Source organism: Marinimicrobium alkaliphilum, assembly GCF_003259155.1.
GTDB lineage: Bacteria > Pseudomonadota > Gammaproteobacteria > Pseudomonadales > Cellvibrionaceae > Marinimicrobium_A > Marinimicrobium_A alkaliphilum.
In genome coordinates this window covers 187,658-207,854 of the sequence record NZ_QGMQ01000006.1, presented here as the reverse complement: position 1 = coordinate 207,854, position 20,197 = coordinate 187,658, and the positions used below count along the sequence as shown (strand labels likewise).

Sequence of the window (20,197 nt, the reverse complement as noted above, 5' to 3'; positions counted from 1 at the left end):
GCCGGATTCTTGCTGTGTACACTATTGGACAAATTAACTAAATATGTTCATAATTGGAATATGGGTTCCGCAGCCACAAGAGGTGCACTTGGGAGGTGTCTATGGCCATACAACCTTTGAGACAACCAGAGCCTGCTCCGGGTGAGTTGGGCCGGGTCGCGGCCAAGTTGTTTCTGGCCATCACCGAGGCGTGGGGCCTGACCGATCAGGAGCGCTGCACCCTGGCGGGCCTCAGCAGCCGCACGACGCTCAATACCTGGCGCCACCGGGTCGACAGCGGCGAGCCGCTCAAGCTGTCGCCCGACACCCTGGAGCGGCTGTCCTATATCGCCGGCATCTATAAAGCCCTGCAGATACTGTTTGCCTCGCCCGAAGCCTGGCGCGACTGGGTGCGCAAACCCAACCGTGACTTTGGCGGCCAGAGTGCCCTGGAGCGGATGCTGGCGGGCAAGGTGGTGGATCTGGCTGATGTGCGCCGCTACCTGGATGGTTGGCGGGGCGCGCACTATGCCTAAGGTGCAGGCACTCGCCAGAGTCCATTGTCGACAGACCACCTACCGTCTGGTGCCCAGCCATTTTCCGCCCATCCAGCTGTTTGAGAATCTGCTCGACCCGGGTGAGCTGGAGGCCGCCTACGCCCTGGAGGCGATAACCAACGATCGCCTGCGGGATCTGACCGGGGATATTTCCCTGGTGGCACCAGAGGAGCGGGTCGTGGGGGCCGGTACGTCCCCCATTATGGCCGCCTTTACCCATATCGGCGTGCCCAGCCGCTTTACCACTGGCCGCTTCGGCATCTATTACGCCGGGCTGGAATTGGAGACGGCACTTAAAGAAGCGGTCCACAGTCGCAGCCGCTTTTTGCGTGCCACCAACGAGGCCGCGCAGGAAGTCACTCTGCGCTGCTACCGCTGCAAAGTGGACGCCGCGCTGGTGGACGTGCGCGCACGCAATGACCTGCATCACCCGGACAACTACGCGCCCTCCCAGATCTTCGGCACCGAACAAAAGCGCCAAAATGAAAACGGCATCCTCTACCGCTCCGTGCGCAACCCCGGTGGGGAATGTGTCGCGCTTCTGCGCCCCAAAGCTCTGGTGCCCCCGGCGCGCCAGGGGCGGCACTATCGGTTGTTTTGGGATGGGGAAAAGGTGGAACGGGTGGTGGAGTTTAAAGAAGTAAAATTCTAGTGTGAGGTGATTAACAGGTGCTCAAGGTATTTCGGCAGTTCAGGTCCGTACCCTGATAGTCTGCCGAATCCCAGTCGACTTTAATCTAAAGCATTGGCGAGTTTTCCCATCGACTCACTAACGACTTTGGAGTGTTCAGATTTGTCTCCGTGCGCGTTTTCGATCTCAACGAGCCGGGCCGAATTCTCGACAACCAGTCTACAGCGCTCCCAGCGTCGATCCTCGAAGTGTTGTAGCGCATCGTCCACGCTCTGTTCTTTGCCGAGCTCTTCCGCCAAAACAATAGCGCTTTCGATACCAATGCCCGCACCTGAAGCCAAGTGGGGGGTGGTCGCGTGAACAGCGTCCCCGATAAGAACGACGCGGGATTTGTGCCAGGGTCGTGGCAGTAGCAGGTTATAAAGCGGTCGGAAGTCGACATCAATATCGCCATCAAACTCGGCCAGTGCTTCCTGCAATTCTGGTGCTGGAAACTTCTGAATTAAATCGATCATCATTGATCGCCACTGGCTGGGATCGACGTAGTCATCGGACTCACGATACTCGTTAATGAACATATACATCTTGTCTTCAGAGATGGGGTTTGCCCCGATTTTGCCGACTGGGCCGATCCAGAAGGTGGGGCGCTCGATGGTCTTTGGGCGATTCAGAACCGCGCGCCAGCAAGCCTGTTTGGTGTAGCTTGGAGGCGTGTGTCCGGGAAACAGCAGATCCCTGAGCTTGGAGTGCAGGCCGTCGGCGCCAATAACGAGGTCAAATTCGCCTTCGGTGCCATCGGTAAAGCTTACCTTCACGCTCTGGTCACTGTGTGTAATGTCTTTATATGTGACTCCCAGCCGAACGCGGGTGCCGGATTCACGCGTGGCTTTTGCAAGAATCTTTGCCAAATCTGGGCGCAGGATGCCAGCACCGGTTTGGTTGGAGTTGGCCGGCGTTGGAGTAGGGATCTGGGCAATTGGATGACCGTCATGGCTTCTGATATCGAGGTTTGGAGCACAGAAGCCGTACTTGCCCACTTCGTCCGCGACGCCGATGACCTCAAGCGCTCTGAGGGTTGGGGGTGATAGTGTGATCCCTGTTCCGAGTGGAGACCACTCTGGATCCAGCTCCACAACCTCCACGTCTATACCACGCTTACGAAGCTCGATGGCCGCCGACATGCCGGAAAAACCACCGCCAATTATCAACGCGCTCTTAATTGCTTTGTTCATCGTTAGTCTCCAAATCATTATTGTAAAATTTCGCCCGCCTCGGTTACAGGTTAGCCGATTCTATTGCCAGAGCAATGCCTTGGCCGCCGCCGATGCAAAGGGTCGCCAAGCCTTTCAATGCGTTTCGGCGCTGCATTTCGTGGACCAAGCTGACCAGTACGCGACAACCGGATGCGCCGATGGGGTGTCCGAGGGCAATCGCGCCGCCGTTCACGTTGACCTTGTCAGGGTCCCACCCCAGTTGCTTGCCCACCGCCAGAGCCTGGACAGCGAAGGCCTCGTTGGCCTCTATCAGGTCAAGATCGGCTATCGTCCAGCCGGACTTTTCCAGGCAGCGCCTGGTGGCTGAAACCGGCCCAATGCCCATGATGGCCGGGTCCACGCCCGCGCTGGCGTAACCGGCGATTCTACCCATAACGGGCAGCGATAAAGCCTTGGCCTTGTCAGCGCTCATCAGTACGACCGCCGCAGCGCCGTCATTCAGGCCTGAGGCATTGCCAGCGGTGACTGTGCCGTCTCGTTTGAAAGCGGTATTAAGTTGACCGAGTTTCTCCCACGATGCGTCCGCCCGGGGTTGCTCATCTTTGTCCATTTGAGTGGTGTCGCCCTTGCGCTGTGGCACTTGAACGGAGGTTATCTCTTCGTCAAAACGCCCTGCGGCGATAGCCTCACAGGCTTTCTGGTGGGACCGGGCGGCATAGTCGTCCTGCTCTGCCCGTGAAATATCGAACTTGTCGGCCAGGTTCTCTGCCGTCAGCCCCATGTGATAGTCATTGAACGCGTCCCAAAGACCGTCCTGAATCATAGAGTCAACGAGTTGGGAGTGGCCCATCTTCAAGCCGGAACGGGCTTTAGGCAACACATAAGGGGCAAGGCTCATGTTCTCCTGCCCGCCGGCGATCACGACATCCGCATCACCACATTGGATAGCCTGAATGCCCAAATGCACGGACTTCATCCCGGATCCGCAAACCTTGTTGATGGTTGTGGCGGGTATCGTGTTGGGGAGCCCTGCGAGAATGGCGGCTTGCCGGGCGACATTCTGCCCTTCGCCAGCGGTAAGTACCTGACCCATAATGACTTCGTCGACAGCGGCATGCGCCAGATTCAGGTCTTGCAGTAAACGCCGAATCACCGTGGCTCCGAGCTCTGGGGCCCGAACGGAGGACAGGCCGCCTTGAAATCTGCCAATGGCGGTTCGACTGGCTGCGACAATAACGACGTCTCTCATGATTCTCTCTCTTACTGTGAGGCGGTTAGCGGCTCATTGAAGTTTCATTTCCGGAACAGTATCAGGCACGATCAGGTGCCCCGCCGTTTTCTCCACGATTTCTGCAACGCTGACGCCCGGTGCCCGCTCTTTGAGAACGAAGCTGCCGTCCTTGACCTCCAGGTAAGCCAAATCCGTTAGAATACGATTAATACAATTCGCGCCGGTCAACGGCAGTTTGCATTGGGAGAGGAGCTTTGACTCTCCGGATTTGGACGCGTGGGTCATCATGACAATGATGTTGTCCGCCCCGGCCACCAAGTCCATTGCGCCCCCCATGCCTTTTACCATTTTCCCGGGAATCATCCACGACGCGATATTGCCGTGGACGTCCACTTCAAGCGCACCCAATACGGTCAAATCAATGTGGCCGCCACGAATCATGGCGAATGATTCAGCGGAGTCCACGATGGACGCACCGACCCTTGCGGTGACAGTCTGCTTGCCGGCATTGATCATGTCGGGGTCCAGCTCGGCCTCGGTGGGGAAGGGACCCATACCCAATAGCCCATTTTCTGATTGCAGCATCACATCCATATGGTCGGGAATATAATTGGCTACCAATGTTGGAATGCCAATACCCAAATTGACGTAAAAGCCATCATGTAGCTCCTGAGCCACGCGACATGCCATTTGTTCTCGAGTTAAAGCCATGGTTACTACCTCTGTGCCAGATCGTCTATCGAGTTATGTATTGAGCTGCCTCAGTCACGCAGGGTTCGCTTTTCAATGCGCTTCTCAAATTCACCGCGGATCACCCGATCCACATAGACTCCCGGGGTGTGAATTTGAGCGGGGTCTAACTCACCTGGCTTCACAATTTCCTCGACTTCCACAATGGTCAATTTTCCTGCGGAGGCGACCATGGGGTTAAAGTTCCGGGCGGTGTGGCGGTAAATCACATTGCCGTACCAGTCCGCTTTCCAGCCTTTGACGATGGCGACATCGCCTTGGATGGCTTCTTCCAGAATATAGGGGCGGTCGTTGAAATACCGGACATCCTTCCCTTCGGCGATAGGGGTGCCATAGCCAGATGCAGTGAAAAAGGCAGGAATGCCGGCCCCGCCGGCGCGCAGTTTTTCCGCCAGGCTGCCCTGAGGGGTCAGCACGACTTCCAGCTCACCGTTGAGTAGCTGTTGTTCAAATAAGGCGTTCTCACCGACGTAGGAGGCCACCATCTTGCGAATTTGGCGGTCCTCTAGGAGGACACCAAGGCCGAAACCGTCTATCCCACAGTTGTTGGAGACGACCGTCAGATCTCGTGTGCCGCGTCGTTTAATCTCCGCAATAAGGTTCTCCGGAATGCCGCATAGGCCAAACCCTCCCGCCAGAAGGGTCATGCCGTCTTCAATCCCTTCCATCGCCTCGCGGTAAGAACCTACTCGCTTGTCAAAGCCTGCCATAAGAGTCTGTGTCCACTGGTTGTTCAAAAGGTTGCCGCTTGTCGTCACCCGAAGTGAAAAGCGGCTTGACAGCAGTGTCTCTCTACAGTACTTATTTGTTAAGTGAGTTTTATAGTCCTATTGATTGGAAAAACAAAACAATACGCCCGTGAGGATTCAAAAATGACAGCCAAGCAGCTAAGGGCCTTTCTGGCGGTCGCGGAAAATTTCAGCTTTGCGCAAGCCTGTGAGCAGTTGCACATGTCGCAGTCGGCACTCAGTCTCTCGATCAAGGCGCTGGAGGACTCGCTTGGGGGGGCGCTGTTCAGTAGAACCACGCGAAGCGTGCGCCTGACCCCGGAAGGGCTGGCTCTACTCCCTCTGGCAAGGCGCCTGTTGGCCGAGTGGGACAATATAGAGGGCGAGATGCAGCAACGGTTTTCTCTGCAACAGGGGCAGGTTACTGTGGCTTGCATGCCCTCATTTGCCGGGAATATGATGCCGGAAGTGATCCGCAACTTTGTTCAACGCTACCCCAGGATCAACGTCAAGATTCAAGACGTGGTCAATGAGCAGGTAATAGAGATGGTGTCCGCCCGGCAAGTTGAGATCGGCGTGGGGTTTGAGCTACCGTCCTCCAGTCCGCTGACCTTTGCCACGCTCTTTGTTGACCAGTTCGTCGCCGTCGTGCCGCGAGACAGCACGCTTTCGCACCAGGAGAGTGTAGCCTGGAGCGAGTTGATCAAGGAGCCATTCATCACCTTGCAGCGTCCATCCAGTGTCCGTTTGATGCTGGAACAGCAATTGGCTGAAAGGGGGTTGCGCTGGAAAGTAACCTTGGAGAGTCATCAGCTTGCCACCATCGGTAGCCTGGTGGCCGCCGGGTTGGGAGTCAGTGTCGTTCCCAATCTGTGCCAGCCTCAGATGACGGCTTTGGGGGCGGTCTGTAAACCGTTGAGTGATCCCGCTATTCAGAAACCGGTTGGCATTATAACCCGCCGTGACCACGAACTGTCCGTGGCGGCCCAGTCGTTTTTTGACGCTCTGGCTGGTTTGAGAAAAGATTAGCCCGAGAAGTCTTCCTCGGCGACGGTTTCTACGATTTTTTCTCGCAACCATCGGTGCATGGGGTCGTTGTTGGTTATCGGATTCCAGTGCATGAACTCGCGCATCGTGGGGAGTTTGACTGGCGCCGGCAGAATGCGAATCGGCCATTGCTGAGCGCAGATACGGGCCAATCGGCTGTGCATGGTCGCAATGCGGTTGGTGCCGACCACCAGTTGCGGTAGCGAGTTGAAATCTTGGGTAATGACTTCCAGCCGCCGGGCTACACCGTACTGAGCCATAAACCACTCTTCAATGCTGGTCAGGCGTGTATGGCCGAACTCCACAGAGACATGCCCCAATTCTAGATATTGTTCTAGGGTTAGCTGGTCACCCACCTGGTCGTTCTGGTTCCAAACGACGCAAACGTGCTCCTCTTCGAACAACAGCTCGGCAGGTCGGCCTTCTATAAGGTACTGCTCGGGAACAATCATCATGTCGATTTCACCGCGAGTGAGCATGTCTGCAGCCGATTCCGAAGGCGGCATGATTTGCCACGTGCACAGGGGAGCTTCGCGCTGAACTCTCCGCAGCAGCCGGGTAAGCAGCACCGTGACCAAGTAGTCAGAGGTGACGATTCGAAAGTGGCGTTTGCTGCCAGCAGGATCGAATGTCCGTTTGGTAATAATGGAGGAGCGGATGGTGAGCAGTACGTCGCTGACCGGTTGCTGCAGCTCCAGCGCATAGGGCGTGGGCTGCATTTTGCGTCCCACCTGCACCAGAAGATCATCTTCGAAGTATGCTCGCAGCCGAGCAAGGACGCCACTGGTGGCTGACTGCGTCAGATGCAATCGTTCTGCCGCGCGAGTGATGTTCTGCTCCTTGAGTAGGGCATCAAGCGCCACCAGCAAGTTTAGATCCAGATGTTCGAACCGCACACCATGTTCCACCTTGGTTAGCTGAAGTATCGATTATTACGATACTTTCCATCATGCCTACTGCAATGTCAACGCTTGATCCAGATTGGCGCAAGGTATCGAGTTTCCAGATACCTGAAATAGAAAGTATCCATTATTCAGAGTTGTCGGCTATGGGTATAGTCGACTCAGAGTCGGATAACAGCACCCAAGAGTTCCTGTAAGGAGGAATTGTGTTCAAGTATTTCCCGAAAAATTATGTCTGGAGCATGTCCGTTGACCTGGCGATCGAGATGGGCGCGCGCATCGGTGAAATCGAAGCCATGTGTGCCCCACTGCAAGAGGCCTCAACGCAGCCCGACGCCGCCGGAACCCAAGCTTTCCGAGATGCCTGGGCCAGCATGGCTGACAAGTTGTGTGGGCTGGCCGAAGAGGATGAGGAGCGCGGCAGGCTTCAGTCAGCGGGGGAAAAATACGGCCGGGCGGCCATTTACCTGATCACCTGTGAGCGCTTACAGGCTCACGACTCGCCCGGGCGGCTGGAGTTGTACAAGCGCGAACTGGCGTTGTTCAACAACGGAGTCCGGTTGACGGGCGAGAACTGCGAGAGGGTTGAAATTCCCTATGAAGGCAAACACATTGCCGGACTTCTGGTGCGCGCTGAAGGGGTAACAGGGCCCGCGCCGCTGCTGGTGCAAGTCAACGGCCTGGACTCGACCAAAGAGATGAAGTATCGCGTCGGTCTGCCGTCCTGGTTGGCAAAGCGGGGCGTTTCATCACTGATTATTGATCAGCCAGGCACCGGCGAAGCGTTGCGGCTCCAAGGCCTGCATGCGCGTTATGACAGTGAGCATTGGGCCAGCGCGGTCGTCGACTGGCTGGAGACTCGGGACGATGTGGACCCCGCGCGTATCGGTATGGAAGGTGTCTCTCTTGGTGGCTATTTCTGTCCGCGCGCCGTGGCCTTTGAGCCGCGCTTCGCTTGCGGCGTCTGTTGGGGTGCGAATCACGACTGGCGGGATGTTCAGAAGCGTCGCTTGGATAAGGAGGGAGACTTTCCTGTACCACATTACTGGGCCCACGTTTGCTGGGTTTGGGGTGCCAAGGATGTTGATGACTTCATGCAGATCGCTGAAAACGTTCATCTGGATGGCGTGCTCGACCGCATCAAGGTGCCCTTCCTGGTTACCCACGGGGAGAAAGATTCCCAGATTCCCCTCAAGTGGGCCCATCGGACCTACGAACAACTGGTCAATAGCCCCAAGCGCGAGCTGAAGATTTTCACCGAGCGCGAGGGTGGTGTGCAGCACTCGAGCTTTGACAACAGTATTAATGCTGGCCACTACATTGCCGACTGGGTGGCCGAGACGCTGGGCGGCCGTACCGCGACCGACGTCGAAGAAAGCTAATTAATAAGAGGAGATTGGCGCAATGAATATTATAGGACCTGACAGTTTAGTCTTCGGTGTAGATGACATCGAAGCCTGTACCCAATACTTGACAGATTACGGCCTGGAGTCAGTCGGTGAGGGCCGTTTCGAAGCGCTGGATGGGACGTCTGTGGTGATACGCTCAAAGGACGATGCGTCCCTACCTCCACCGCTCGAAACCGCCACTCAGTTACGCAAAACGGTTTATGGTGTGGCTGATCAGAAAGTGCTGGACGATATTGAGGCGGAGCTCAGCAAGGACCGGGAGGTCAAGCGCCTGTCGGACGGTTCTCTGGAGTCCGTTGACGATATGGGGTTTACCTTGGGCTTTCAGGTGAGTGTACGCAAGTCCTTGTCTATGGCTGCAGAAGCGGTCAATGCTCCCGGCGCTCCGAAGCAGCGCGACGTGAACGTAATCGGCGCTGAGCCTGACGCGGATCCCCGGCCGAGAACGTTGTCGCATGTGGTTTATTTTGTTCCAGACCATGCTAAAGCTGAAGCCTTTTACGCTGATCGGTTGGGTTTTGTGACTACCGACCGCTTTACCGGCGTGGGGCCTTTTATGCGCCCGGCGGGTACGGAGGATCACCACACGCTGTTCATGATCCAGACTCCTCCGCATATGAAAGGCTGCGAGCATTTTACCTTTCATATGGGTGGTCCTACCGAAGTCATGCAGGCGGGTACGCGCATGGTGAATAAAGGGTACCAGAGCTTTTGGGGCCCGGGACGTCACATATTCGGCTCCAACTGGTTTTGGTATTTCAAAAGCCCATTGGGTTGCAATATGGAGTATGACGCGGACATGGACCTGCACGATGAAAGCTGGAAGGCGCGGGAAGCGGAAATCGGTGCAGACACCTCCCAAGTATTTTTGTTTCAGCACCGGGAAAAGTGGGCGCCCACGGGGCCGCCTCCGCCCAATAAGGCCTAATGGGGCTTATGTTTCTGTGCTATTTGGACGATTTGTCTGACCGGGAAGCACGCGGCTTTGATCCTTGGCAAGAGGGAAGAGATTCCGTGTTTGTCGTTCGCAAGGGAGACTCGGTCTACGGGTACTTTGATAGCTGCCCCCATTTGGAGGGCATGCCTCTGCCTTGGCGTAAGGATGCCTACCTTGATGCGGCGGGTCAGGAAATTGTTTGTGCGGCCCATGGTGCGCGCTTTAATATTGTTTCGGGAGCCTGTTTTATTGGACCCTGTAAGGGGCAGTCGCTGACCCCCGTACCTCTGACTTTCTCTGAAGACGGTCGGATTCTGGCTCGGCTTGAAGAGCTTACGATAACACCGGGCAGGGCTGACTAGCGCTACCTCGGGATAAATGCTTGTGGCGTGGAGAGATGCGCATGAAAATGAAAGTGAAGCGTCGATTCGTCGACCTATCCATCTATCTCGAAAATGACGTGCTGTCCGACCCGCCGCCATTGGCCCCCAAAATTACCTACCAGCGACACGAAGATACCGTGCGCGAGTTTATGAGCATGTTGCCTGGCACTACGCAGGACGACTTTCCGGATGGGGAGGCCGCTGCGGCCGAGTGGGTTACGCTGACTACTCACAACGGCACGCACCTCGATGCGCCCTATCATTTTCACTCAACCATGGATGCCAAGTTGGGGGAAAAGAAGAAATCGACCACCATTGATGAGGTGCCGCTGGAGTGGTGCTTTCAGCCCGGGGTCAAACTGGATTTTCGGCACTTCCCTGATGGTTACGTCGTTACCGCAGCGGACGTTGAGCGGGAGTTGGTCCGTATCGGCTATGAGCTTGAGCCTCTGAATATCGTTGTTGTGAATACCCGGGCCGGGTCGCGCTACGGCGAGAGTGACTACGTCAATGCCGGTTGTGGCATGGGCTACGAGGCCACCATGTATCTGCTGGAGCGGGGGGTGAGATTGACGGGCACCGATGCGTGGAGCTGGGATGCCCCTTTCTCCTATACCGCTGAAAAAATTGCTGAAACCGGTGATAAGTCCCTGATCTGGGAAGGTCACAAGGCCGGACGTGATATCGGTTATTGCCACCTGGAGAAACTACACAACCTGGAGGCATTGCCCGCCACCGGTTTTATCATCAGTTGCTTCCCGCACAAGATTCGTGCGGCCTCCGCAGGTTGGACCAGAGCTGTGGCTATCTTCGAGGAGTGACAATAATAGTATGAAGCTTGCGACTTATCCGAACGACACGCTGGACGGGGAACTTTTAGTGGTCTCCGCGGATTTGACGTGCGCGGTGTATGCCTCTGCCATTGCGCCCAGTCTGATAGACGCCGTCCAACATTGGGAGGAAGTTGAATCGGCGCTGCGCTCGCTCTACGAGCAGGTCAATGCCGGAGAGGCTGCCGACACCTTCGCGTTCGACCCCGAGCGTTGCCTGGCGCCCTTGCCGCGCAGCCCGCAGTGGCTCGACGGGTCGGCCTATCTCAACCACGGGCATTTGATGGAGCGAGCTTTCAACACCCCACCGATTCCCGAATTTGACACCGTGCCGGTGATGTACCAGGGCGCCAGTGACGATTTTCGGGGGCCAAGGGCCGATATCACATTGCCATCAGAAGCAGACGGAATAGATTTCGAGGGCGAGTTTGGTGCAATCGTTGACGAGGTGCCTATGGGCGCGGATGCCGACGAGGCGCACGGTCGTATACGTTTGCTCGTACAGCTCAATGACTGGAGTCTGCGTGCGCTGGGGCCACGGGAAATGAAATCCGGCTTTGGCTTTGTACAGGCCAAACCGTCCACCAGTTTCGCACCGGTGGCGGTTACCCCAGATGAGCTCGGCGCCGACTGGTGCAATGGCCGTGTTCAGCTGAACTTGAAGGTGACACGTAACGGTAAGCGTTTCGGGGAGCCCCACGGCGGTGAGATGAATTTTAGTTTTGGTCAGCTCATTGCCCATGCCGCACGTACCCGACGTCTGTCGCCGGGTACCATAGTTGGATCCGGCACCGTTTCCAATGTCGATCGAAATGCGGGTTCCGCCTGTATATCCGAGCGACGAGTTATCGAAATAATTGACCAAGGTGAGGCCAAAACCGCATTTATGGCGTTTGGCGAGCAGGTGCGGATGGAAGCGGTTTCATCCGATGGACGGGCCCCCTTTGGTGTGATCGATCAGCGTATTCTCGCGCCAGAACGATAAAGATAAAAAGTGAGACCCGTTCAAATGGTCTTTCTCGTTTTACTTGGTACCAAACAAAAACACAATAACGGAGGAGCGTCATGCCCACTTCAGAAACAATCATAAACATCGACACAGCCGAACAGCTGGTTCGACGTCTTTGTCAGCATTGGTCACATAAATTTGATGTTGAGCAGGGTGAGCAAAGTACATTGATACGTCTTCCCGCAGGCGAATGCGAGCTCTTTCCGGAGGCGGATAGACTCCGGGTGCGGGTGACCGCCCTGGATGACAAACTGGGTGACCTCAAAGATGTTGTTGCCGAGCATTTGAAGAGGATGGAAAAGTCTGGTTTGCTCGCGGTGAAGTGGAAAGATGACAAGTCCTCAAAAGCCAAGACCCGGCACGGCATTATTCTTTTGATTGCATCGGTTATGCCGACAATGGCCATCATATCGCTGGTGCCAGTGCTTCCGTTGTTGCTAAGAGAGTTTGCGAGCGTACCAGGCTCCAGCTTCTTGGTTCCTGTGGCGCTGACGATACCGGCGTTGTGTGTTGCCCTTTTCTCGCCCTTGGCCGGCTGGCTGTCCGATCGCACCGGTCGCAAAAAACTCTTGGTGACGGCTCTGGTGCTTTACGCATTGGTTGGACTTGTTCCGTTGATGCTCACCGGTCTCTATTCGTTGATCGTTGCGCGTGTCGCGTTGGGTGTGACCGAGGCGGCGATTATGACCGTGGCGACAACAATGATTGGTGACTATTTTCAGGGCCGCCAACGGGAGCGTTGGGTGGCTGCCCAGGTTGCTGTTGTCGCCCTGAGTGCGATCGTTCTGATCGCCGTGGGCGGTATGCTAGGGGAAGCGTTTGGTGCGCGAGGTCCTTTTGTCCTCTACGCATTGGCATTGCCCATTGCAGTTGCGGCGGGTTTTATTTTGTTCGAGCCCCATGTCACGGCAGAGCCATCATCCAACCAGACTGTCCGGCTCCCTTACAGAAGCGTTATGCCCATCGTAGCGATCACATTCGGGGCTGGCCTGCTTTTCTACACTATGATCGTCAACCTGGGTCCGATCCTCGGTCTCACGGGTGTCATCTCGCCCGCCAAGATAGGCGCCGTAGGCGCGGTGGCTAACGTTGGGGTGGCATTGGGAACGCAAATTTTCCGCAAGTTTGATGCCTTTTCGGCGCAGGCGTTGCTGGCAGGCGGGCTTTCCCTGTGTGCGATTGGTTTTGTGGGGACTGGGCTGGCTACCTCATTCCCTGTGGCAGCGGTGTTCGCCGTTGTAGCGTGTGTTGGGGGTGGCATGCTGCTCCCCAACCTGCTGACATGGACATTGCGCGTATTGCCCGCAGAGGTTCGGGGACGAGGAACGGGTCTATGGACCGGCACCTTTTTCCTCGCACAGTTTGCTGCGCCCTTGATAGCGACTGCGCTGATGTATGGTGTTGGAGGACTTGGGTCAGTTCTGGTCCTTTACGCCGGGCTTGCGGCCATCGGAGCTCTGGCGGCGGTAGTCAGCGCGAGGATTGTCGCGACGCGGGCGTAATCAATGAAGGATCACGTTGGTACACTAAATCTATCGGTTTGGGTGCAGGGACGCACTGGACCCGATAGAAGGGCTTGTCCATACTAGTCTAATATTTGATTGAAACTTGGTCTACATCGTTTTAAGATGGCCTTACCACCTACCCATATGACCGGAGTTCACGTGAAGAATCACTCTATCGCTATCTTCAAAGTGTCAGTTGTCTTGTGCGCATCACTGTTGTTTGGGCTCTCTGCCTGTGCGACTGAAAGCTCAGCCCGCGAAACAACGGATTTAAAGGCCGGTTGGCGATTCTCATTTGGAGAGGCGGGTAACCAGGCGGTCACATCCGACTTTGATGACAGTTCGTGGGAGTCCGTGGAGGTGCCTCACAGCTGGAATCGCGTGGGTTATTACACGCACGACTTATACGAGCTTATACATCAGCCCGACAACATCAACAATGACCAGGGTGAAGGATGGTACCGTCTAGAGTTCACTGGACCGGCTGACCTGCGCGGTAAGCGAGCTTGGTTGGAGTTTGATGCTGCCAGCCGCACCGCCGAAGTCTGGTTGAATGGAGCGCGACTGGGCGAGCATCGTGGAGGTTTCACCCGTTTTCGCTTTGATATCACCGAGACCCTAAAGCCTGGAGAGGACAACCTCCTGGTGGTCAAAACGGATAACACAAGACCTACTGTTGACTCCTCTACGGCTGATGTTCATCCCATCGCCGGCGATTTCTTTGTTCACGGAGGAATTTATCGGCCAGTCCGGCTGGTGCTCACCGATTCAGTACATTTTGATATGCTTGATTTTGGTGGCCCGGGGGTTTATGCCAGCACGACACGGATTGACGATGACCAAGCCGAAATCCGGGTTCGCGCGCGCCTGAGAAACACTAGCCAAGCGCGTGAAACTGTCTCTGTTATCAGTCAGCTAGTCGATGACCAGGGGACGGTCGTTGCGACTAACGAGGAGGATATTACTTTAGAGCCTGGAGATGACCGTGAGTCAAACCAAGTGCTCAAGGTGGATAAACCCATTTTGTGGCATGGTGTGGAGAATCCCTATCTTTATACGCTGAGAGCTGAGTTGCGCACGGGTTCAGGCGAGGTGCGTGATCGACTTGATCAGTCTTTTGGTATTCGCGAAGTGGCTTTTGATGCGGATAGAGGTTTCATACTTAACGGTAAGCCTTATCGTCTTCGCGGCGTGTCTTACCACCAGGATCACGAAGGCAAAGGGTGGGCTGTCAGCGAAGAGGATATTGCCAAGGATGTCGACATTATTCGGGAAATGGGAGCCAACACGGTTCGTTTGGCGCATTACCCCCACGGACAGCCGGTGCATGAACTGGCCAACCGGTACGGCCTAATTCTCTGGGATGAAATCCCCCTGGTGACCTCTTGGGGATACGACCCTGATGACGAAGAGACGAATCGTGCGCTTGATGAAAATGCCAAGCAGCAGCTCCGGGAAATGATTCGGCAGAACTTCAATCATCCGTCGGTAGCGGCATGGGGCACTGCCAATGAAGTGGACTTTGGCGCGTTGCTGCCGCTATTTCTGGGCAATACCGTTAGTGATGTGAACGACTTGAAACCCCTGTTAGCAGAGCTCTCAGCGATAGTCGCCGCCGAAGACCCCAGCCGTGCGTCGGTACTGGCCCATTGCTGCGAGAGACGAGAGGGAATGGAGGAGCAGAATGTTCCAGTGACTTCTCCGTTCGTTGATCTGGCCGGTGCCAACCTGTACTTCGGCTGGTATTACGGTCAAGTGGAGGACTTGGGACCGCATTTGGACAAGTTGCGTCAGATCAGTCCAAACCAACCCTTGTCTGTCTCAGAGTATGGCGCCGGCGGAGCCATTTCCCAGTACACCGACAACCCACTCGGGGGGCCGATAGATGAGCGAGGTGAGACGCAGCCCGAAGATTTCATGTCCAACTATCACGAAGAGAGTTGGGCCATTATCTCCCAGAAGCCTTACCTGTGGGGAAGCTGGGTATGGAACGGCTTTGACTTTGCCACGAGCGTACGCCGAGAGGGCGACGCTATTGATATCAATACCAAAGGTCTCGTGACTTATGATCGGGCTGTAAAGAAAGACGCATTCTATTTTTATAAGGCTCATTGGTCTGAATCCGAGACGGTTTACATAACCAACCGCCGCTACGTCGACAGGGCGTACCCTATAACAAATGTGCGTGTGTACAGTAACGCCACCAAAACAGAGTTGAAGGTAAACGGGCGTTCGTACGGCGTACTGTCTTCTTGTCCTAACAAAGTATGTGAATGGAACAATATTCGCCTTTCCGCAGGTGTCAATGCGGTAGAGGCGCGAGGGACTTACGGCGAGAAAACTACCACTGATTCAGTGGAGTGGCACCTTGATGAGCGCCTGGAGCATGCCTATCGCATTGGTGCAGGGGCGGTGCTGGTCGCCGAATCAAGTCTTGGGCGCTTCGGATCCGACAACTTTTTCAGCGGCGGCACGGCCAAGACTGTTGACCAGCCCGGTGGTTGGGGCAGACCGCCCGTGGAAACGGCCATCGCCAACACGGAGGACCGTGAGCTGGCGGCAGCCTACCGGGAAGGCGATTTTGTCTACCGTGTGCCGCTGGAAAATGGGAAATATCGCGTATCCCTGACGTTCATGGAGCCCGACCAAGCGCCGGGTAGTCGGCTCTTCAATGTGCTGGCAAATGAAGACCTATTGCTTGAGAACTTTGATGTTGCTGAAGCCGCAGGCAAGAAGCTTACCGCTATCACCCGACAATTTACCGTTACGGCTACTCATGGCGCGATAGAGCTGGCATTCAAGCCTGTGTCGGGGGAGGCCCTGGTATCGGCAATTGTCATTGAGCGGGTGGCAGAAGGCAGCGAATAGTTGGCCATGCAAAAACATTGAACGACGGTTCGTTTTATCAAAATGCATCCTTGGTATCAATTTACGCAATGCCAGGAACATGGAAAATCAATTGTTAAAAGGCCGAGAACGGGTGTAACTTAAAATTGGTCAGGCCGCCTGCCCACATGGCCGGGCGGCCCCGCTTAGTTAAATCATATAAGAATTAAGGTGGAGATGCTTATGATTTCCGGCAACTGCAGGGCCTTAGAGCACCGAGCTGAAGCTAACAATAACAGCCTAAAACGAGGAGAGTCCTTATGAGTAACCAATTCAACCTGCGCAAGTGCGCGCTTCCCGCAGCGATCGGCGCAATAGTCGGCGCAGCGCATTTCCCAGCTTTGGCCCAGACACCGGTGCTGGAGGAGGTGCTTGTTACGGCTCAGAAGCGCGAGCAAAGTTCACAGGAAGTGCCTGTTGCCATGTCAGTTTTAAATGCAGGCGCCCTTGAGAACATGGACGTAAAAACGTTTGAGGACGTTGCTCGAGTTTCGCCCGCGCTAACGATTGAAACGGGCGCTGAGCCATCAGAGAATACTATTCGTATGCGCGGTGTCGGTACATCAGCGTACAGCATTGCCGCTGAGCCAAGTGTTTCGGTGGTTGTCGATGGCGTTCCGCTACTGGTGACCGCCCAGGCCTTTGGCAATCTGGAAGATATCGAGCGAATTGAAGTCCTTAAGGGGCCGCAAGGTACGCTGTTCGGCAAAAATGCGTCGGCGGGTGTTGTGAATATTACCACCAAAGCCCCTACCGATGAACTTACCGGCCGGTTAGGGTTTCGGGCGACTGACGATGGTGAAATCAAGGGAAATGCTTCATTCTCAGGGCCGATATCGGACACACTGGGTTTTCGCTTGAACGCCTACGCTATTGACCGCGAAGGGTACATGACCAATCTCTACAATGATACCGACCTGGGTGGAGAAAAAAGCCACGGGGTACGCGGAAAATTGGCTTGGACGCCAACGTATGATTTGGATGTCAACCTTATTCTCGACACGGCCTACCGCGATGCGAGCGGTGCGTCGCCGTTTATCGCTTTGCCAGCGGGTGAGCCGGGCAGGGAGATGATTACCGCGGGTCCAGACAATCTCGACGTCCAGCTGGACACTCAGAACCGATACGAGACTCAAAACGATCTTGGTGTTATTAAGCTCGACTATAATCTGGGGAATCATACCCTGACGTCAATTTCCAGCTATCAGAGATTTACGCAGAATGATCTCCAAGATACCGATAATAGCTCGGAGCCTATCGAACAAAACCCTTTCCTCAACCCCACAGGGGCTCCTCCGGGCACGCCCAATATCGAGGCGCGGAGTAGCCGCGAAAGCACGGCTTTCTCCCAGGAAGTTCGGCTTGCGACAAATACGCCCGGTCAATTCGAGTACATGGTGGGCGCTTGGTACCAGGATGTTGAGCATGATCGGACCTATGACCGGTGTTGCTTCCGGTTTTTGCTTGCGGATTGGGACGCCATAGCGACGACGGAGAGTATGGCTTTGTTCGGGCAAGGCTCCTGGAATTTCGCTCAGGATACCTTTCTTGATGTGGGCTTGCGTTTGAACCGGGAGGACATCTCAGTCGACTTTACTAACCACTTGTCTGATCCCGCTGATAATTTCGTCGGCAGTGATTCAGAGACTGCGTCTACGGGCAAGATTGCGCTTCGCCACTTCCTGGAAAACGGCGCTATGGTTTATGGCGCGGTGAGTACCGGTTATAAGGGCCAAGCCTATGACGTAAGTTCAAGTTTCAGCGCGGCAGATGCGGCAGAGCCGGTCGGCAGTGAAACGTCGACGTCCTATGAGGTGGGGATGAAAGGGCGCTCTCCCGGCGGCTCATTCCGTTACGATCTAGTGGCGTTCCTAACCAACTTCAATGACTACCAGGCACAGGGCGCCGTTGTGCAAGAAGAGGGCAATGTGGAATTCAGCCTCAACAATGTCGGTGAGCTTCAGACGCAAGGTCTCGAAGCCGATTTGAGTTGGCAGGCAACCGACGACTTACGTCTGGACTTTGTTGTTTCATTGACCGATGCGACGATCAAGTCGTTTCCCTTTGCCGACTGCTACTTCGGGCAGACAGAAGAGGAAGGCTGTAATGTCGTACTTACTCGGGACGAGGACGGAGAACCTGACGTCGTGGTTCAGGATCTTGCCGGTAAAGACCTGAACAACTCGCCGGATATCAAGTTCAACTTTGCCGCTTATTGGGAAAGAAATCTAGGCTCGTCCTCATTCAATTGGTTTGCTCAGGGCAACTACCAATGGCAGGATGATGTCAATTACGACCTTTTTGGTGCGCCGTCGAATAAACAGGATGCTTTTGGTCTTGCAAATTTCAGTGCGGGCATCACTCATCCTGACGGCAATTATCGGGTGTCGTTGTTTGTTCAGAATGCATTTGATCAACGCTACTACACGCGTGTAGACGACACATCGAATCGTCGCGATGACGGACAGCTTCAAATTGCGGTTCAGCGCCCCCGCGAGTCAATGCGGTATGTCGGGCTTAAGGTGGACTTTATGTTGTTCTAAGTGTTCGGTGGTTGCTATTTAGCGACTGCGTGAAGGGCGAAACAGCCGGTGTGAAGTCGCCGGTTATTTCGCCCTTTTTCATGGAAGTGTTTCCGATTGCGGGATAATTTCCATACTGCCTTTCGATAGATTAGTCTGTGCTTTAACGAAATAAAAAGATATTGAAGCCAAAGTATCGATTGAATAGATACCTTGAATGGCAAGTATCCATTGTTAAATTTACAAGCGTTTTTGTATTGTGGGGGTGTTCGCTGAGCCTGCCCGCGTGAGCTTTCAGAATTGAAAATGAATGGTTTATCTGTAAGAACGTGATTATCTGGAGTAACGATGAAAATCATCAATTGTAAAGTTATTGTGACCTGTCCTGGCCGTAATTTTGTCACCGTAAAAATAGAGACGGACGAGGGCGTGTACGGAATAGGTGACGCGACCCTCAACGGAAGAGAGTTGGCGGTGGTTTCTTATCTCGAGGACCATCTGTTTCCATGCCTCATAGGTCGGGACCCTCAACAGATAGAGGATATATGGCAATATATGTATCGCGGTGCTTACTGGCGTCGCGGGCCAGTTACCATGGCGGCTATAGGCGGGATCGATATTGCCCTTTGGGACATAAAAGGAAAGATCGCCGGTTTGCCGCTTTATGAATTGCTCGGTGGTCGGTCGCGTGATGGCGTTATGGTCTACGGTCATGCAAATGGCGTTGATATCGAAGAAACCGTTGATGAGGTGGCCAAGTATATTGACTTGGGTTACAAGGCGATCCGTGCTCAGAGTGGTGTTCCCGGGATCCCGTCCATCTACGGGGTTACCGAGGACAAGATGTTCTACGAGCCGGCGGACGAGGGGCTTCCAGCAGAGAATGTATGGTCTACCGAAAAGTACATGAATCATACGCCCAAATTGTTTGAAAAACTCCGAGAAAAATTCGGTTTTGAACATCATCTTTTGCACGATGCTCATCACCGTCTGACGCCTATTCAGGCAGCGCGCCTGGGCAAGGACTTGGAGCCTTACCGTTTGTTCTGGCTCGAGGATGTGGTCCCTGCTGAGAATCAGGAAAACTTCCGGTGGATCCGTCAGCACACCACAACGCCCTTGGCGGTGGGAGAGGTGTTCAACTCCATTCATGACTGCCAGCAGCTTTTTTCCGAGCAATTGATTGACTACATTCGTGCGACTGTAGTGCACGCCGGCGGGATTACGCATTTCCGTCGTATTGCGAATTTGGCCGATCTATACAACGTACGAACGGGTTGCCATGGTCCCACGGACCTGTCCCCAGTGTGCATGGGGGCTGCGTTGCACTTCGATACGTGGGTGCCCAATTTTGGCATCCAGGAGTACATGCGACACACCGAGCAAACGGACGAGGTATTCCCACATGACTACTCGTTCAAGGACGGCTACCTATACGCCGGATCGGCGCCGGGTCACGGTGTGGATATCGATGAGAAGTTGGCTGCTCGTTACCCCTATAAGCGCGCCTACCTGCCGGTAAATCGGCTTGAGGATGGAACGCTTTACAACTGGTAGCCGCAAGGGCCTCAAAGAGGGCGTGTATGCCGATCCCTCTTTGCGGTCTCTCTATTAAATTGGCTGGCGTTCATCTTGAAGCCAGCATGTTTGGAATGGCCGCCTGATGAGTCAATCATA

The 20,197-nt window shown here is 54.9% G+C and carries 17 protein-coding genes; 12 read left to right on the top strand and 5 right to left on the bottom strand.

The features are described 5' to 3' along the window. The first annotated feature begins 101 nt into the window (after window positions 1-101). The gene (locus tag DKW72_RS11475) at window positions 102-515 is read left to right on the top strand and encodes an MbcA/ParS/Xre antitoxin family protein (RefSeq protein ID WP_111642504.1); all 414 of its coding nucleotides are present in this window, start codon (window positions 102-104) and stop codon (window positions 513-515) included. Then, window positions 508-1,188, top strand: a complete 681-nt coding sequence (locus DKW72_RS11470; protein WP_111642503.1) for an RES family NAD+ phosphorylase — start codon at window positions 508-510, stop codon at window positions 1,186-1,188. Before DKW72_RS11475 ends, DKW72_RS11470 begins: the two co-directional genes overlap by 8 nt. An 80-nt stretch (window positions 1,189-1,268) precedes the next feature. Here DKW72_RS11470 and DKW72_RS11465 read toward each other — a convergent pair whose 3' ends face one another. From DKW72_RS11465 to DKW72_RS11450, 4 genes are read right to left on the bottom strand one after another with little or no spacing between them, the layout of a single operon-like run. Beyond that, window positions 1,269-2,399 (bottom strand): FAD-dependent oxidoreductase, encoded by a 1,131-nt coding sequence (locus tag DKW72_RS11465; protein ID WP_111642502.1) that lies wholly within the window; start codon window positions 2,397-2,399, stop codon window positions 1,269-1,271. A 43-nt stretch (window positions 2,400-2,442) separates the two neighbouring features. Further along, window positions 2,443-3,630, bottom strand: coding sequence for an acetyl-CoA C-acetyltransferase (locus DKW72_RS11460; protein WP_111642501.1), 1,188 nt, complete (start codon window positions 3,628-3,630; stop codon window positions 2,443-2,445). Between the two features lie 33 nt (window positions 3,631-3,663). Further along, entirely contained in the window at window positions 3,664-4,323 is a 660-nt protein-coding gene (locus tag DKW72_RS11455; RefSeq protein WP_111642500.1) for a CoA transferase subunit B, read from the bottom strand. A 50-nt stretch (window positions 4,324-4,373) separates the two neighbouring features. Then, window positions 4,374-5,072 (bottom strand): CoA transferase subunit A, encoded by a 699-nt coding sequence (locus DKW72_RS11450; protein ID WP_111642499.1) that lies wholly within the window; start codon window positions 5,070-5,072, stop codon window positions 4,374-4,376. Window positions 5,073-5,234: 162 nt separating this feature from the next. Here DKW72_RS11450 and DKW72_RS11445 point away from each other — a divergent pair, with 162 nt between their 5' ends. Further along, window positions 5,235-6,119, top strand: a complete 885-nt coding sequence (locus DKW72_RS11445) for a LysR family transcriptional regulator (protein WP_111642498.1) — start codon at window positions 5,235-5,237, stop codon at window positions 6,117-6,119. Here the strand turns inward: DKW72_RS11445 and DKW72_RS11440 are convergent. Beyond that, window positions 6,116-7,033, bottom strand: a complete 918-nt coding sequence (locus DKW72_RS11440) for a LysR substrate-binding domain-containing protein (protein WP_111642497.1) — start codon at window positions 7,031-7,033, stop codon at window positions 6,116-6,118. The genes DKW72_RS11445 and DKW72_RS11440 overlap by 4 nt on opposite strands. A 212-nt stretch (window positions 7,034-7,245) precedes the next feature. Here DKW72_RS11440 and DKW72_RS11435 point away from each other — a divergent pair, with 212 nt between their 5' ends. The 9 genes from DKW72_RS11435 (at window position 7,246) to manD (ending at window position 20,077) form a co-directional block, all read left to right on the top strand. Beyond that, the gene (locus tag DKW72_RS11435) at window positions 7,246-8,421 is read left to right on the top strand and encodes an alpha/beta hydrolase family protein (RefSeq protein ID WP_111642496.1); all 1,176 of its coding nucleotides are present in this window, start codon (window positions 7,246-7,248) and stop codon (window positions 8,419-8,421) included. A 22-nt stretch (window positions 8,422-8,443) separates the two neighbouring features. Next, entirely contained in the window at window positions 8,444-9,376 is a 933-nt protein-coding gene (locus DKW72_RS11430) for a VOC family protein (RefSeq protein ID WP_111642495.1), read from the top strand. After that, window positions 9,376-9,747 (top strand): Rieske (2Fe-2S) protein, encoded by a 372-nt coding sequence (locus DKW72_RS16775; protein WP_408631108.1) that lies wholly within the window; start codon window positions 9,376-9,378, stop codon window positions 9,745-9,747. The genes DKW72_RS11430 and DKW72_RS16775 overlap by 1 nt, the downstream gene beginning before the upstream one ends. A 41-nt stretch (window positions 9,748-9,788) precedes the next feature. After that, window positions 9,789-10,589 (top strand): cyclase family protein, encoded by an 801-nt coding sequence (locus tag DKW72_RS11420; RefSeq protein WP_232522388.1) that lies wholly within the window; start codon window positions 9,789-9,791, stop codon window positions 10,587-10,589. Window positions 10,590-10,599: 10 nt separating this feature from the next. Then, on the top strand, window positions 10,600-11,583 hold the full coding sequence (locus tag DKW72_RS11415; protein ID WP_111642494.1) for a fumarylacetoacetate hydrolase family protein: 984 nt from the start codon (window positions 10,600-10,602) through the stop codon (window positions 11,581-11,583). An 80-nt stretch (window positions 11,584-11,663) separates the two neighbouring features. Continuing rightward, window positions 11,664-13,109, top strand: coding sequence for an MFS transporter (locus tag DKW72_RS11410; protein ID WP_198411326.1), 1,446 nt, complete (start codon window positions 11,664-11,666; stop codon window positions 13,107-13,109). 162 nt (window positions 13,110-13,271) lie between these two features. Continuing rightward, on the top strand, window positions 13,272-15,980 hold the full coding sequence (locus DKW72_RS11405) for a glycoside hydrolase family 2 TIM barrel-domain containing protein (RefSeq protein WP_198411325.1): 2,709 nt from the start codon (window positions 13,272-13,274) through the stop codon (window positions 15,978-15,980). A 278-nt stretch (window positions 15,981-16,258) separates the two neighbouring features. After that, complete coding sequence (locus DKW72_RS11400; protein WP_111642492.1) at window positions 16,259-18,541, top strand: TonB-dependent receptor; 2,283 nt, start codon at window positions 16,259-16,261, stop codon at window positions 18,539-18,541. Between the two features lie 327 nt (window positions 18,542-18,868). Further along, entirely contained in the window at window positions 18,869-20,077 is a 1,209-nt protein-coding gene (gene manD, locus DKW72_RS11395) for a D-mannonate dehydratase ManD (protein WP_111642491.1), read from the top strand. Window positions 20,078-20,197 lie beyond the last annotated feature (120 nt).

Excerpts from the sequence above, each read along its gene's own strand:
- DKW72_RS11475 (WP_111642504.1), top strand. The coding sequence starts at position 102 with ATGGCCATACAACCTTTGAGACAACCAGAGCCTGCTCCGGGTGAGTTG.
- DKW72_RS11470 (WP_111642503.1), top strand. The coding sequence starts at position 508 with ATGCCTAAGGTGCAGGCACTCGCCAGAGTCCATTGTCGACAGACCACC.
- DKW72_RS11465 (WP_111642502.1), bottom strand. The coding sequence starts at position 2,399 with ATGAACAAAGCAATTAAGAGCGCGTTGATAATTGGCGGTGGTTTTTCC.
- DKW72_RS11460 (WP_111642501.1), bottom strand. The coding sequence starts at position 3,630 with ATGAGAGACGTCGTTATTGTCGCAGCCAGTCGAACCGCCATTGGCAGA.
- DKW72_RS11455 (WP_111642500.1), bottom strand. The coding sequence starts at position 4,323 with ATGGCTTTAACTCGAGAACAAATGGCATGTCGCGTGGCTCAGGAGCTA.
- DKW72_RS11450 (WP_111642499.1), bottom strand. The coding sequence starts at position 5,072 with ATGGCAGGCTTTGACAAGCGAGTAGGTTCTTACCGCGAGGCGATGGAA.
- DKW72_RS11445 (WP_111642498.1), top strand. The coding sequence starts at position 5,235 with ATGACAGCCAAGCAGCTAAGGGCCTTTCTGGCGGTCGCGGAAAATTTC.
- DKW72_RS11430 (WP_111642495.1), top strand. The coding sequence starts at position 8,444 with ATGAATATTATAGGACCTGACAGTTTAGTCTTCGGTGTAGATGACATC.
- DKW72_RS16775 (WP_408631108.1), top strand. The coding sequence starts at position 9,376 with ATGGGGCTTATGTTTCTGTGCTATTTGGACGATTTGTCTGACCGGGAA.
- DKW72_RS11420 (WP_232522388.1), top strand. The coding sequence starts at position 9,789 with ATGAAAATGAAAGTGAAGCGTCGATTCGTCGACCTATCCATCTATCTC.
- DKW72_RS11415 (WP_111642494.1), top strand. The coding sequence starts at position 10,600 with ATGAAGCTTGCGACTTATCCGAACGACACGCTGGACGGGGAACTTTTA.
- DKW72_RS11410 (WP_198411326.1), top strand. The coding sequence starts at position 11,664 with ATGCCCACTTCAGAAACAATCATAAACATCGACACAGCCGAACAGCTG.
- DKW72_RS11400 (WP_111642492.1), top strand. The coding sequence starts at position 16,259 with ATGAGTAACCAATTCAACCTGCGCAAGTGCGCGCTTCCCGCAGCGATC.
- manD (WP_111642491.1), top strand. The coding sequence starts at position 18,869 with ATGAAAATCATCAATTGTAAAGTTATTGTGACCTGTCCTGGCCGTAAT.